The 14304-nt window shown below is 68.3% G+C and carries 13 protein-coding genes and 1 pseudogene; all 14 read left to right on the top strand.

Annotated features, from left to right (window positions below):
* The first annotated feature begins 199 nt into the window (after window positions 1-199).
* The 14 genes and pseudogenes from FIU88_RS07400 to FIU88_RS07465 all read left to right on the top strand — a co-directional run bounded on the left by FIU88_RS07400 (window position 200) and on the right by FIU88_RS07465 (window position 14212).
* Window positions 200-1189: a tripartite tricarboxylate transporter substrate binding protein gene (locus FIU88_RS07400; RefSeq protein WP_152478738.1), complete on the top strand. Its 990-nt coding sequence runs from the start codon at window positions 200-202 to the stop codon at window positions 1187-1189.
* On the top strand, window positions 1186-1638 hold the full coding sequence (locus tag FIU88_RS07405) for a tripartite tricarboxylate transporter TctB family protein (RefSeq protein ID WP_152478739.1): 453 nt from the start codon (window positions 1186-1188) through the stop codon (window positions 1636-1638). The genes FIU88_RS07400 and FIU88_RS07405 overlap by 4 nt, the downstream gene beginning before the upstream one ends.
* The gene (locus FIU88_RS07410) at window positions 1638-3164 is read left to right on the top strand and encodes a tripartite tricarboxylate transporter permease (protein ID WP_152478740.1); all 1527 of its coding nucleotides are present in this window, start codon (window positions 1638-1640) and stop codon (window positions 3162-3164) included. The genes FIU88_RS07405 and FIU88_RS07410 overlap by 1 nt, the downstream gene beginning before the upstream one ends.
* A 367-nt stretch (window positions 3165-3531) precedes the next feature.
* Window positions 3532-4851, top strand: coding sequence for an urea ABC transporter substrate-binding protein (urtA, locus tag FIU88_RS07415; RefSeq protein WP_016854652.1), 1320 nt, complete (start codon window positions 3532-3534; stop codon window positions 4849-4851).
* 62 nt (window positions 4852-4913) lie between these two features.
* On the top strand, window positions 4914-6518 hold the full coding sequence (urtB, locus tag FIU88_RS07420) for an urea ABC transporter permease subunit UrtB (protein WP_152478741.1): 1605 nt from the start codon (window positions 4914-4916) through the stop codon (window positions 6516-6518).
* A gap of 3 nt (window positions 6519-6521) precedes the next feature.
* Complete coding sequence (gene urtC / locus FIU88_RS07425; protein WP_152478742.1) at window positions 6522-7664, top strand: urea ABC transporter permease subunit UrtC; 1143 nt, start codon at window positions 6522-6524, stop codon at window positions 7662-7664.
* Entirely contained in the window at window positions 7661-8509 is an 849-nt protein-coding gene (urtD, locus tag FIU88_RS07430) for an urea ABC transporter ATP-binding protein UrtD (RefSeq protein ID WP_152478743.1), read from the top strand. Before urtC ends, urtD begins: the two co-directional genes overlap by 4 nt.
* Entirely contained in the window at window positions 8503-9201 is a 699-nt protein-coding gene (gene urtE, locus FIU88_RS07435) for an urea ABC transporter ATP-binding subunit UrtE (RefSeq protein WP_152478744.1), read from the top strand. The genes urtD and urtE overlap by 7 nt, the downstream gene beginning before the upstream one ends.
* 284 nt (window positions 9202-9485) lie before the next feature.
* Window positions 9486-10391: an urease accessory protein UreD gene (locus tag FIU88_RS07440; RefSeq protein WP_152478745.1), complete on the top strand. Its 906-nt coding sequence runs from the start codon at window positions 9486-9488 to the stop codon at window positions 10389-10391.
* 77 nt (window positions 10392-10468) lie between these two features.
* Window positions 10469-10771 (top strand): urease subunit gamma, encoded by a 303-nt coding sequence (gene ureA, locus FIU88_RS07445; RefSeq protein WP_016854658.1) that lies wholly within the window; start codon window positions 10469-10471, stop codon window positions 10769-10771.
* A 65-nt stretch (window positions 10772-10836) separates the two neighbouring features.
* Window positions 10837-11139, top strand: a pseudogene (locus FIU88_RS07450) (urease subunit beta); the annotation flags it as partial.
* Window positions 11140-11291: 152 nt separating this feature from the next.
* A complete protein-coding gene (gene ureC, locus FIU88_RS07455) occupies window positions 11292-13025 on the top strand; it encodes an urease subunit alpha (protein WP_152478747.1) in 1734 nt (577 codons plus the stop codon).
* A gap of 10 nt (window positions 13026-13035) precedes the next feature.
* A complete protein-coding gene (gene ureE, locus FIU88_RS07460; protein ID WP_152478748.1) occupies window positions 13036-13539 on the top strand; it encodes an urease accessory protein UreE in 504 nt (167 codons plus the stop codon).
* The gene (locus FIU88_RS07465) at window positions 13529-14212 is read left to right on the top strand and encodes an urease accessory protein UreF (protein ID WP_172977755.1); all 684 of its coding nucleotides are present in this window, start codon (window positions 13529-13531) and stop codon (window positions 14210-14212) included. The genes ureE and FIU88_RS07465 overlap by 11 nt, the downstream gene beginning before the upstream one ends.
* The last annotated feature ends 92 nt before the right edge of the window (window positions 14213-14304 follow it).

Below are 14304 nucleotides of genomic sequence, written 5' to 3' on the forward strand. Positions count from 1 at the left end.
TGCGGCCTCCGTGACGGCGATCCGAACCTCTGCAACTTTGGTCGCAATTCGCCGAAACGGCATTGACCCCCATGGCATGGGCGGCCTAATTTTCCGCTCAAGGGAACGTTGTTCTGCCTTACAGAATTGTAAGGCAGGTGTCAGCGTCCGACAAGCCCGACCCGATCTGCCAACGAAAACATCAGAGGGGACAACAACAATGTCCGTGAGAACGCCACTCAAGTTCGTCGCCGTCGCCGCCTTCACCGTCAGCGCCGGTTCCGCCATGGCCTTCGAGCCGGAAGGCAAGGTCGAATGCATCGCTCCCGCCGACCCGGGTGGCGGCTGGGACTTCACCTGCCGCAGCGTGGGCAACGTGATGGAACAGCTGGACCTGGTGCCGGCCAGCGTGCAGACCATCAACATGGCCGGTGCCGGCGGCGGCGTGGCCTACGCCCACACCGTCAGCAAGCGCGCCGGCGACGAGCAGCTGCTGGTCGCCGCCTCCACCGCCACCACCACCCGCCTGGCCCAGGGCCAGTTCCCGGGTATGGACGCCGACATGGTCAACTGGGTGGGCGCGCTGGGTGCCGACTACGGCGTGATCGCCGTGGCCGATGGCTCCGAGTACGACGACCTGCCCGAGCTGATGGACGCGCTCAAGGAAAACCCGCGCAGCGTCAAGTTCGCCGGCGGCAGCGCCAAGGGCGGCTGGGACCACCTCAAGGTGCTGATCGCCGCCCAGGAAGCCGGGGTCGAGAACCTGCCGCGGATTCCCTACCTGTCGTACAACAACGGCGGCGAGGCCATGACTCAGGTGGTCGGCGGCCACGTCGATGCCTTCACCGGCGACATCACCGAGGCCCAGGGCTTCATGGAATCCGGTGACCTGCGGGTGCTGGCCGTGCTCTCCGAGGAGCGCCTGCCGGGCGAGTACAGCGACATCCCCACCGCCCGCGAGCAGGGCATCGACGCCATCGGTCCGAACTGGCGCGGCTTCTACATGCCGGCCGACGTCTCCGACGACGCCAAGCAGTACTGGATGGATGCCATGGACACCATCTACGAGAGCCAGGAGTGGAAGGACGTGATGGCCAGCAACGGCCTGATGCCGTTCCACATGAGCGCCGGTGAGTTCGAGCAGTTCGTGACCGACCAGATCGCCGACATCAACCAACTCTCCAAAGATATCGGGCTGATTCAGGAATGACCTTCAACGACCGCATCTTCGGGGTCCTGTTGATCGCCCTGGCCGTCGCGTACGGCTGGGGTGCTACCCAGTTTCCCGAACCGTTCGGCGGGTCCGAGGGCGTCGGCCCCGAGACCTTCCCGCTGCTGCTTTCCGTCGTGCTGGCGCTGTCCAGCCTCTATCTGATCGTGCGTCCCGACCCGGATAACGCCTGGCCCTGGAGCCGCACCGGCATCGAGCTGGTGATCGCGGTGCTGGTGCTGATCGCCTACACCGCGCTGCTGCAGCCGCTCGGCTTCATCCTCAGCACCCTGCTGGCGGTGGGCACGCTGTGCTGGCGCATGGGCGCCTCTCCGGTCCGGGCCTATGTCACCGGCGGCGTGGCCGGCGTGGTGGTGTTCCTGGTGTTCAACTTTGCCCTCGATCTGGCGCTGCCGCTGGGGCCGCTGTCTGTCCTGGAGGTGAGCTGATGGAAACGCTGGGTTATCTGATCGACGGCTTCGGCGTCGCCCTGGCGCCGCATAACCTGATGTTCGCCCTGCTGGGGGCCTTCCTCGGCACCCTGATCGGGGCGCTGCCGGGCCTCGGGCCGGCCAACGGCGTGGCGATCCTGATTCCGCTGGCCTTCTCCCTGGGCCTGCCGCCGGAAACCGCGCTGATCATGCTCACCTCGGTCTATGCCGGGGCCATGTACGGCGGGCGCATCTCCTCGATCCTGCTCAACATCCCCGGCGACGAGCCGGCGATGATGACCTGTCTCGACGGCTACCCGATGGCGAAGAAGGGCAAGGCCGCCGAGGCGCTGGCGATCTCCGCCGTGGCCTCCTTCATGGGCAGCCTGATCGCCACCGTGGGCCTGATCCTGCTGGCGCCGCTGCTGGCCAAGTTCGCCCTGACCTTCGGCCCGGCCGAGTACTTCGCGCTGTTCCTGCTGGCCTTCGCCACCCTCGGCGGCATCACCGGGAAGAACCCGATGAAGACCGTGGTGGCGGCCTGCCTGGGCCTGATGATCTCCACCATGGGCATCGACAGCACCGGCGTGCAGCGCTACACCTTCGGCGTGCTGGAGCTCTACGAGGGCGTCGACTTCATCATCGCCATCGTCGGTCTGTTCGCCATCTCCGAGCTCTTGTTCTTCATCGAGGACAAGGCCGGCGGCGGCAAGGAGAAGATGACCGTCAACAAGCTGTCGCTGAAGTGGGCCGACATCCGCGGCATCATGCCGTCGAGCATCCGCGGCGGCATCCTCGGCTTCATCGCCGGCGTGCTTCCCGGTGCGGGGGCTTCCCTGGGCAGCTTCATCGGCTACACCCTCGAGAAGAAGGTGGTCGGCAGCAAGGGTTACTTCGGTGAGGGCGATCCGCGCGGAGTGGCCGGCCCCGAGGCCGGCAACAACGGTGCCTCCAGCGGCGCCCTGGTGCCGATGCTGACCCTCGGCGTGCCGGGCAGCGGCACCACCGCGGTGCTGCTGGCGCTGCTGATCTCGCTGAACATCACCCCGGGACCGCTGATGTTCACCCAGAACGCCGATATCGTCTGGGGCGTGATCGCGGCGCTGCTGATCGGCAACTTCCTGCTGCTGGTGCTGAACATTCCACTGGTGGGCATCTTCGTCCGGCTGCTGTCGGTGCCGCCGATGTTCCTGCTGCCGATCGTCACCATGGTGGCCTTCGTGGGCATCTACTCGATCAGCAACAGCGCCTTCGACCTCTACTTCATGGTGGCCTTCGGCGTGGCCGGCTATCTCTTCCGCAAGCTGGAGATTCCGCTGGTGCCGATCATCCTCGGCCTGCTGCTGGGGCCGGAGATGGAGAAGAACCTGCGTCACGCCATGGACATCGCCGACGGCGACTGGACCATCCTGTGGGACAGCGGCCTGGCCATCGGCCTGTGGGTCTTCGCCGGCCTCGGCCTGATCCTGCCCTACATCGTCGGCCCGCTGCTGCGCCGTCGCATGAAGGTGGCCACCGGCACCGGAGGCCCGGAGGGCGACTGATGGCGTGAACCTGATCGCATCCGCCACCTGACGGGGGCGTCGGCATCGTGCCGGCGCCCCCGTTTCGTTTTCGGCCTGGCACCGATATCGACAGCGACACCATGCGCCCCCGGCCGCGACCTCCCAGCGCCGCGGGGTGGCACCAAAGTGGAGCGAAGCCGGTGCGACACTTGCACCAGAAGGGCACTATCGGCAGGAGGAAGTGTGTTGGAGGATTCATTAAATTATTGAAAGTTAATGTTTATCCCGGTTGATCCAGAATGTGGCGTAGCTCTTGCAGCGCGAGGGTAGGGCATGGTGCACCGTGGCGTGCCACCGCCCTTCATAACAACGCCAATACTACGTCTGGATCGACAAGGAGATCATCATGAGTTCCCATTCGCCCGCCGTGCCCAAGCGTCTGTTCGCCGCCACCCTGCTGAGCCTCGCCGTCTCGGCCCCCGCCATGGCCCAGGAGGACCCGATCAAGGTCGGCATCCTGCACTCGCTCTCCGGCACCATGGCCATCAGCGAGTCGACCCTCAAGGACACCATGCTGATGCTCATCGAGCAGCAGAACGCGCAGGGCGGCCTGCTCGGCCGCGAGCTCGAACCGGTGGTGGTCGACCCGGCCTCCGACTGGCCGCTGTTCGCCGAGAAGGCGCGCCAGCTGCTGGCCCAGGACGAGGTCGACGTGATCTTCGGCAACTGGACCTCGGTATCACGCAAGTCGGTGCTGCCGGTGGTCGAGGAGCTCGATGGCCTGCTGTTCTATCCGGTCCAGTACGAGGGCGAGGAGTCCTCCGAGAACGTCTTCTACACCGGCGCGGCGCCCAATCAGCAGGCGGTCCCGGCGGTCGACTACCTGATGAACGAGGTCGGCGTGGAGCGCTGGGTGCTGGCCGGCACCGACTACGTCTATCCGCGCACCACCAACAAGATCCTCGAGGCCTACCTCAAGGACCATGGCGTGGCCGATGACGACATCATGGTCAACTACACCCCCTTCGGGCATTCCGACTGGCAGAACATCGTCTCCGACATCGCCGACTTCGGCAGCCAGGGCAAGAAGACCGCGGTGGTCTCGACCATCAACGGCGACGCCAACGTGCCGTTCTATCGCGAGCTCGGCAATCAGGGCATCGACGCCGCGGACATCCCGGTGGTGGCCTTCTCGGTGGGCGAGCAGGAGCTGTCCGGCATCGACACCGCGCCGCTGGTCGGCCATCTGGCCGCCTGGAACTACTTCATGAGCGTCGATACCGACACCAACTACGACTTCATCGACAGCTGGATCGACTACACCGGCGACGAGATGGCGGTCACCAACGATCCGATGGAGGCCCACTACATCGGCTTCAACATGTGGGCCGAGGCCGTGCGCAAGGCCGGCACCGCCGAGGTCGACGCGGTCAAGGACGCCATCATCGGCGTCTCCGTGCCCAACCTGACCGGCGGCTACGCCACCATGATGCCCAACCACCACATCACCAAGCCGGTGCTGATCGGCGAGATCCAGGACAACGGCCAGTTCTCCATCGTCTGGGAGACCCCGTCCACCGTGGCCGGCGATGCCTGGTCCGACTACCTGCCGGGCTCGCGCGACCTGATCAGCGACTGGCGCGCGCCGATGCGCTGCGGCAACTACAACGTCGTCGAGGGACGCTGCGGTGGCGGCGCCGACGCCGAGGTGGCCTCGGTCGAATAAGCCGCTCCCCGGGCCGCGGTCGCGGCCCGGGCCTTCCATTCTCCCACTGACAGGACATGGTCATGAGGACGATTCGCTCCCTCGTGCAGGGGCTGCTGTGCCTGATCGTCGTCTCGCTCGCCGCGCCGGCCGCCCTGGCCGCGCCCGATGACGACGGCCGGGCACTGCTCGAGGCCCTCGACACGGATTCCTATGCCGCCAAGGGCGAGGCCGTGACGGCCATCGCCGACAGCGGCCATCCGCAGAGCCGCGTCTGGCTCGAGGCGCTGCTCGACGGCAAGCTGCAGCGCCAGGAAGACGGCGGCCGCTTCGTGGTGGTGCTCGCCAATCGCGGTCGCCACTGGCCGGTGCGCGATGCGCTCTCCGACGAGGACCTCGGCGAGATGTCGCGCCGCGATCTCGATCGCATCGGCATCAACAATGCGCTGCGCGGCCAGCTGCAGAACACCCTGGCGCTGCTAGATCTGCGTGCCCCGGCGGTCTCGGCGCGCCGCGAGGCGGCCCGGGACCTGCTCGGCGAGGTGAGTCCGTCGATGGTCGAGCCGCTGAACGCCCTGGTAGAGGGCGAGGCCGACGACGAGGTCCGGCGGCTCTTAACCCAGGCCATCGCCATCCAGCGCCTGGAGCGGGGCGACGTCGAGGCGGTGGAGGCGCTGTCCGGCAGCCTGAATACGTCCGTGCGCTCGGCGCTCAGCGCCGCCGCCCGCAGCGACGACGCGGCCCTGGCCGAGGCCGCCACCGAGGCCCTGGCCGGCATCGAGCAGAAGCAGAAGCTCAACGACGGCATCCAGACGCTGTATTTCGGCCTGTCGCTCGGCTCGGTGCTGGTGCTGGCGGCGATCGGCCTGGCCATCACCTTCGGCGTGATGGGCGTGATCAACATGGCCCACGGCGAGCTGATCATGCTCGGCGCCTACACCACCTGGGGCATGCAGCAGCTGCTGCCGGGCCAGCCGGGGCTGGCGCTGCTGCTGTCGATTCCCGCGGGCTTCCTGGTCGCGGCGCTGGCCGGGATCGTCATCGAGCGCAGCGTCATCCAGTTCCTCAAGGGCCGCCCGCTGGAGACCCTGCTGGCCACCTTCGGCGTCAGCCTGATCCTCCAGCAGCTGGTGCGCACCCTGATCTCGCCGCTCAACCGCACGGTGGTCTCGCCGGAGTGGATGAGCGGCTCGCTGATGATCAACGAGGGCCTGTCGCTGACCCTCAACCGCCTGTTCGTGCTGGGCTTCGCGCTGCTGGTGTTCGCCGGCCTGATGCTGGTGATGCGCCGCACCCGGCTGGGCCTGGAGGTGCGCGCCGTGACCCAGAACCGTGCCATGGCGCGCTCGATGGGCATCCGCGCGACCCGGGTCGACATCCTGACCTTCGCCCTGGGCTCCGGCGTGGCCGGCCTCGCCGGCGTGGCGCTGTCGCAGCTGACCAACGTGGGCCCCAACCTCGGCCAGAACTACATCATCGACTCGTTCATGGTGGTGGTGTTCGGCGGCGTGGGGAACCTGTGGGGCACCCTGGTGGCCGGGCTGTCGCTGGGCGTCATCAACCAGGTGCTCGAGCCCTGGGCCGGCGCGGTGCTGGCCAAGATCCTGGTGCTCGTGTTCATCATCCTGTTCATTCAGAAACGCCCCCGCGGACTCTTTCCGCAGAAGGGCCGGGCGGCGGAGGGCTGATCCATGCTGGCTTCGAGATCCTGGCTGTCGCGGCCGCTGCGCGAGCGCTCGACGCAGATATTCCTCGGCGTGCTGCTGGCCACCCTGGCGGTCGTCACGCTGCTCAACCTGATCGTGCCGGCGGGGCACCCGCTGCACGTCTCGACCTATACCGTGACCCTGCTCGGCAAGTACCTGAGCTTCGCGCTGCTGGCGGTGGCGCTGGACCTGGTGTGGGGCTATCTCGGCATCCTGAGCCTCGGCCACGGCGCCTTCTTCGCCCTGGGCGGCTACGCCATGGGCATGTACCTGATGCGGCAAATCGGGGATCGCGGGGTGTACGGGGATCCCGTATTACCGGACTTTATGGTGTTCCTCGACTGGGACAGCCTGCCCTGGTACTGGCACGGCTTCGACATGGCGTGGTTCGCCTTGCTGATGGTGCTGCTGGCGCCGGGGCTGCTGGCGCTGGTGTTCGGCTTCCTGGCGTTCCGCTCGCGGGTCACCGGGGTCTATCTGTCGATCATCACCCAGGCGCTGACCTTCGCCCTGATGCTGGCCTTCTTCCGCAACGAGATGGGCTTCGGCGGCAACAACGGCCTGACCGACTTCAAGGAGCTGCTCGGCTTCGACCTGCGCAGAGACGCCACGCGGCTGGGGCTGTTCCTGGCCTCGGGGCTGGCGCTGGCGCTGGGCTACGTGCTGTGCCGAGCCATCGTCGCCAGCAAGCTGGGGCGGGTCAGCGTGGCCTGCCGCGACGCCGAGGCGCGCACGCGCTTTCTCGGCTATCGCGTCGAGCGGGTGCAGCTGTTCGTGTTCGTGGTCTCGGCGATGCTCGCCGGCGTGGCGGGCGCGCTCTACGTGCCCCAGGTCGGCATCATCAATCCCGGCGAGTTCTCGCCCATCTTCTCCATCGAGGTGGTGCTGTGGGTGGCCCTGGGCGGCCGCGGCACCCTCTACGGCGCGGTGATCGGGGCGCTTCTGGTCAACTACGCCAAGACGGTGTTCACCGGCGTGATGCCGGAGGCCTGGCTGTTCGCCCTCGGCGGGCTGTTCGTGGTGGTCACGGTGCTGCTGCCGAAGGGTGTGGCCGGCCTGCTGGCGTCGCTGCGCCGCCGTCGCGATGACGACGCCTCCGAGACACCCGCGCAAGGAGCGAGCTCATGAACCTGCTCAAGGAGATGGCCAGCCGCGATCGCGTCTTCGACTTCATGGCGCCGGCGCGCTCGCCGGTGGACGTGCGCCACGGCCCCATCCTGTATCTGGAGGACGTCAGCGTCAGCTTCGACGGCTTCCGCGCCATCGATGACCTGAACCTGACCATCGACGACGGCGAGCTGCGCTGCATCATCGGCCCCAACGGCGCCGGCAAGACCACCATGATGGACATCATCACCGGCAAGACCCGACCCGATCACGGCTCGGTGTGGTTCGGCAGCCGCCACGACCTGCTGACCATGAACGAGCCGCAGATCGCGAGCCTCGGCATCGGCCGCAAGTTCCAGAAGCCGACCGTCTTCGAGGCGCTGACGGTGTTCGAGAACCTCGAGCTCGCCATGGCCGCCGACAAGCGCATCTGGCCCACGCTGACCGCCCGGCTCTCCGGCGAGGCGCGGGACCGCATCGACGAGGTGCTGGTCACCATCGGCCTGACCGGGCACCGCGATCGGCCGGCCGGGATCCTCTCCCACGGCCAGAAGCAGTGGCTGGAGATCGGCATGCTGCTGATGCAGCGGCCGCGGCTGCTGCTGGTCGACGAGCCGGTGGCGGGGATGACCGAACAGGAAATGGAGCGCACCGCCGAGCTGCTCACCGGCCTGGCCGGCAAGCAGTCGGTGGTGGTGGTCGAGCACGACATGGGCTTCGTGCGCTCGATCGCGCGCACCGTGACGGTGCTGCACCAGGGCAGCGTGCTGGCCGAGGGCAGCATGGATCAGGTGTCGAGCGACCCGAGGGTGGTCGAGGTCTATCTCGGCACCGAGTCGGACAACACGGAGGACGCCCGATGCTGAGCATTCGCGCACTCGATCAGTACTACGGCGAGAGCCACACCCTGTGGGGCGTCGATCTCGAGATCCCGGCCGGGCAGTGCACCTGCGTGATGGGCCGCAACGGGGTGGGCAAGACCACCCTGATGAAGGCGGTGATGGGCGAGGTCGCGGTGGCCTCGGGCAGCCTGCGCTACGCCGATGACGTGGAGCTGACCCAAAAACGCGTGGAGGATCGCTCGCGGCTCGGCATCGGCTACGTGCCCCAGGGCCGCCAGATCTTCCCGCTGCTGACCGTGGAGGAGAACCTGCGCACTGGCCTGGCGGCCCGCGGCGACGGCGCCAGGCGCATTCCCGAGCGCATCTACGAGCTGTTCCCGGTGCTGGCCGAGATGCGCCACCGGCGCGGCGGCGACCTCTCCGGCGGCCAGCAGCAGCAGCTGGCCATCGGCCGGGCCCTGGTGCTGGAGCCGAAGCTCTTGATCCTCGACGAGCCGGGGGAGGGCATCCAGCCCAATATCGTCGCCCAGATCGGCGAGGTGATCCGCCGGCTGATCAAAGAGGACGGCCTGACCGTGTTGCTGGTGGAGCAGAAGCTGCCCTTCGCCCGCAAGTACGCCGACCGCTTCGCGATCATGGATCGCGGCCGGCCCGTGGCCGAAGGGGCGATCGACGAGCTCGACGACGAGCTGATCAAGACCCACCTGACCGTCTGACGCCGAGCGTCGGACTCGGCGCACCTGCACCACGCCCGTCGCGAGGTCCCCTCCCGGCGGGCGTGGTGCATCATGCTGGTGCGAAAGAGAAAAAATGCGATCGATATCAGTGCGCCCCGAGGACCTGGGTGTGCCTTCCTGGTGCAGTGCGGCCTTGGGATACGCCATTGTGTACAAAATAAGGCATTGTTTATTAATGACTATTTCGTGTTTTCACCAACTTGGTACGTGACTTGCTGAGTCAGGGCAATGGACAACAGCCACCCGACCGACAGGACCCGTCGATGACCGCCATTCCGCGTGCCCTCCCGTCGCCCGCCGAGTCGGGCCACCGCTTCGACGGCGAGCGTCGCTGGGCGGCGTCGCTGTCGCTGGCCTTCGATGCCCGCGACGATGGCCATACCCGCTTGCTCAAGGCTCGCCACCAGGGCCCGCTGCGCGTGCAGCGTCCCTTCTATCCGGAGGCCCCCGATGAGGCGGGCCGCCCCGGCGCCTGCCACGTCTATCTGCTGCATCCGCCCGGCGGACTGGTCAGCGGCGACGAGCTCGCCATCGAGGCGCGGCTCGCGCCCGGGGCCCGGGCGCTGCTCACCACGCCGGCGGCCAACAAGCTCTATCGTGCCGACAGCCGGGGCGTGCGCTGGCATCAGCACACCCGGCTCGACGTGGCCGAGCACGCGCTGCTGGAGTGGCTGCCCCAGGAGACCATCGCCTTCGACGGCTCGAAGGGCAGCCAGGTGACCGACATCACGCTGGCCGCCGGGGCGCGCTGCCTGGGCTGGGAGGTGCTGGCGCTGGGGCGGCCGGCAAGCGAGCTGCCTTATGTCTCCGGCGCCATCGAGCAGCGCTTTCGTCTGACCCGTGAGGGGCGCCCGCTGTGGTGCGAACGCCAGCTGCTGGACCCGGCCCATCGTCGCTTCCGCGGCGCCTGGGGGCAGGGTGGCGCCGGCGTTCAGGCGACGCTGTGGGCGGTGGGGCTCGACGACGAGGCCGGTGCGATCGCCGCGTTGCGCGAGGCGCTGCCGGCGGGTCGGGAATGGGCGGTGACGGTGCGCCAGGGCGTGCTGCTGCTGCGCTACCTGGGCGATGAACGCAACGTCGCCTGGTCGCTGTGTCAGCGGGCCTGGGAAGTGCTGCGCCCGCGGCTGGCGGGGCGGGCTGCCTGCGTGCCGCGTATCTGGCTGACCTGACGGACCGACATGAGCCGGGGCCTGTTCCGCCACGCCCCGGCATCGAACGATCACGCTATGGCGAGGGAGTGACCGCGATGGAACTGACCCCGAGAGACAAGGACAAGCTGCTGCTGTTCACCGCCGGCCTGCTGGCCGAGCGGCGCCGCGACCGCGGCCTCAAGCTGAACTATCCGGAGGCCGTGGCGCTGATCAGCTGCGAGATCATGGAGGGTGCCCGCGACGGCAGGAGCGTCGCCGAGCTGATGGGCGCGGGACGCGAGATCCTCGGTCGCGACGACGTCATGGAGGGCGTGGCCGAGATGGTCGACGAAGTGCAGGTGGAGGCGACGTTCCCCGACGGGACCAAGCTGGTCACCATCCATCACCCCATCGTCTAAAACTGGCGGCACTCGATCAGTTTTCCGTCAATGGGATAACCGCGAATAACGAAGAGGGAGCATCGATGATTCCCGGTGAATATCGGCTTCAGGACGGCGAGATCGCGCTCTGCGAGGGACGTGAACGCATCACCCTCGAGGTGGCCAACACCGGCGACCGCCCGGTGCAGATCGGTTCCCACTATCACTTCGCCGAGGCCAACCCGGCACTGGTCTTCGATCGGGACCTGGCACGCGGCCGGCGCCTCGACGTGGCCGCGGGCACGGCGATCCGCTTCGAGCCCGGCCAGTCGCGCGAGGTGACGCTGATCCCGTTCGTCGGCCATCGGCGCATCTACGGCTTCCGTGGCGACGTCATGGGGGCGCTTTCTATCGCTCCCGAAGCCGAGTGTAATGCTTCTACCGCTCCCGAAGCCGAGCGTAATGCTTCTGCCGCGCCCGACGACGCGCGTACCCGAACTACCGCGCCCGAGGCTGCGCGTCCTTCGTCATCCCGCGATGCCGATCAAGGAGAGTCGTCATGACGGATAACACGCCCAACACCACCCCCAGCAAGATCAGTCGCCGGGCCTATGCCGACATGTACGGCCCCACGGTGGGCGACCGCTTGCGCCTGGGCGACACCGAGCTGTGGATCGAGGTCGAGCGCGACGCGACCCATTACGGCGACGAGGTGAAGTTCGGCGGCGGCAAGGTGATCCGCGACGGCATGGGCCAGAGCCAGCGCGTCGACGACGCGGTCATGGACACCGTCATCACCAACGCCCTGATCCTCGACTGGTGGGGTATCGTCAAGGCCGACGTGGGCCTCCGGGGCGGGCGCATCGCGGCCATCGGCAAGGCCGGCAACCCGGACACCCAGCCCGATGTGGAGATCGTCGTCGGCCCCGGCACCGAGGTGATCGCGGGCGAGGGCAAGATCCTCACCGCCGGCCACATCGACGCCCACATCCACTTCATCTGCCCGCAGCAGGTGGAGGAGGCGCTGGCCAGCGGCGTGACCACCATGCTCGGCGGTGGCACCGGCCCCGCCACCGGCTCGAACGCCACCACCTGCACCCCGGGCGCCTGGCACCTGGGCAAGATGCTGCAGGCGATCGACACCCTGCCGATGAACATCGGCCTGCTCGGCAAGGGCAACGCCAGCCTGCCTGAGGCGCTGGAGGTCCAGCTCGAGGCCGGCGCCATGGGCCTCAAGCTGCACGAGGACTGGGGTACCACGCCGGCCTCCATCGATACCTGCCTGTCGGTGGCCGAGCGCTATGACGTGCAGATCGCCATCCACACCGACACCCTCAACGAGTCGGGCTTCGTCGAGGACACCCTGGGGGCGTTCAAGGAACGCGCCATCCACACCTATCACACCGAGGGCGCCGGGGGCGGCCACGCGCCGGACATCCTGACCGCCTGCGCCAAGCCCTACGTGCTGCCGTCGTCGACCAACCCGACCCGGCCTTATACCGTTAACACCATCGACGAGCATCTCGACATGCTGATGGTGTGTCACCACCTCGACCCGAACATCCCCGAGGACGTGGCCTTCGCCGACTCACGCATTCGCCGCGAGACCATCGCCGCCGAGGACATCCTCCACGACCTGGGGGTGATCTCGATGATCGCCTCGGACTCCCAGGCCATGGGGCGGGTCGGCGAGGTGATCTGCCGCACCTGGCAGACCGCCCACAAGATGAAGCTGCAGCGCGGCCTGCTGCCCGAGGACGCGGCGCTGGGCGCCGACAACTTCCGCGCCAAGCGCTATATCGCCAAGACCACCATCAACCCGGCCATCACCCACGGCATCGGCCACGAGGTGGGCTCGGTGGAGGTCGGCAAGCTGGCCGACCTGGTGCTGTGGGACCCGGCCTTCTTCGGCGTCAAGCCGGCGCTGATCCTCAAGGGCGGCATGATCGCCGCCGCGCCGATGGGCGATCCCAACGCCTCGATTCCGACCCCGCAGCCGGTGCACTACCGGCCGATGTTCGGCGCCTTCGGCTGCGCCGCGAGCGCCACCCGGGTGACCTTCGTCAGCCAGGCGGCGCTGGAGGCGGGCATCAAGGAGCGGCTGGGGCTCGACAGCGAGCTGGTGGCCTGCAGGAACGTGCGCGAGGTGCGCAAGGGCGACATGAAGCTCAACGACGCCTGCCCCGAGCTCAGCGTCGACCCGCAGACCTACGAGGTGCGCTGCGATGGCGAGCTCCTGACCTGCGAGCCGCTGGCCGAGCTGCCGCTGGCCCAGCGCTATCATCTGTTCTAAGGAAGTGACGATGCTGACATTGACCGAACGCCTGGGGCCGATCGAGGCGAGCGCCGCCGTCGACACCCTGACCCTCGACTACACGACCCGCACCCGCGGGCGCTTCAAGGCCAGCTCCGATGGCGGCCGAGAGGTCGGGGTCTTCCTCGACCGCGGGCCGGTGCTGCGCCACGGCGACGGGCTGACCGGCGAGGACGGACAGACGATCCGCGTCCAGGCCGCGGTGGAGCCGGTGGTCACCGCGCGCCTCGAGGCCGGCCTGCCGCTGGCGCGGCTGAGCTATCACCTGGGCAACCGCCACGTGCAGCTCGCCATCGGGGTCGATGGCGATGGCCACGGCTGGGTCCGCTTCCCGCCGGATCACGTGCTGGAAGCGCTGGCCGAGCGCCTGGGCGCGCGGCTCGAGCACCACGACGCGCCCTTCGATCCCGAGCCCGGCGCCTATGCCCGCGCCGGGGAAGGCGGCCATCACCATCATCACGGCCACCATCACGGTCATGACCATGCCCACTGAGTCGAGCGACGATCTGGCGCTGCTCGGGCTGCTGCAGCTGGTCAGTCCGGCGCTGCCGATCGGCGCCTTCGCCTGGTCCCAGGGCCTGGAAAGCGCCTTCGAGCTCGACTGGGTGCGCGGCGAGGACGATCTCGGCGAGTGGCTGGAAGGCGTGCTCGACGACGGCCTGGCACGCTGCGAGCTGCCGGCCCTGGCGCGCTTCATGGCGGCCTGGGCCGAGGACGACGTCGAGGCGCTCGAGCACTGGAACGGCTGGCTCGCCGCCACCCGCGAGACCGCCGAGCTCGCCGCCGAGGAGGCGCGTCTCGGCAGCGCCCTGACGCGGCTGGTCACGAGCCTCGGGCTGACGCCGGCCGAGCCGTCGCGTCTGGATGGCATGGGCTATGTCGGCGTCTTCGCCTGGCTGGCGCTGGCCCGGCGCGTGACGCCGCGCCAGGCGCTGCTCGGCTTCGCCTGGGCCTGGCTCGAGAACCAGCTCGCCGTGGCCTGCAAGGCGCTGCCGCTCGGCCACACCGCCGCCCAGCGCCTGATCGAGCGCCTGCGCCCGTCGCTGGTGGCGGCGACGGACGCGGCCCTAGAGTACGACGACGACCAACTCGGACCGATGCTGCCCGGCCTGGCGCTGGCCAGCGCCCAGCACGAGACCCAGTACTCGCGGCTGTTCCGCAGCTAACAGGCGACCGCTGGTGAACCACCTTGCGTGGCCGCTGGCGCGAGGGCCGAGACGACGCGGTCGGCCTTCAGGGAAGAAGGCCGAGGAAAGCA

The organism is Halomonas sp. THAF12 (assembly GCF_009363675.1).
Lineage (GTDB): Bacteria > Pseudomonadota > Gammaproteobacteria > Pseudomonadales > Halomonadaceae > Halomonas > Halomonas smyrnensis.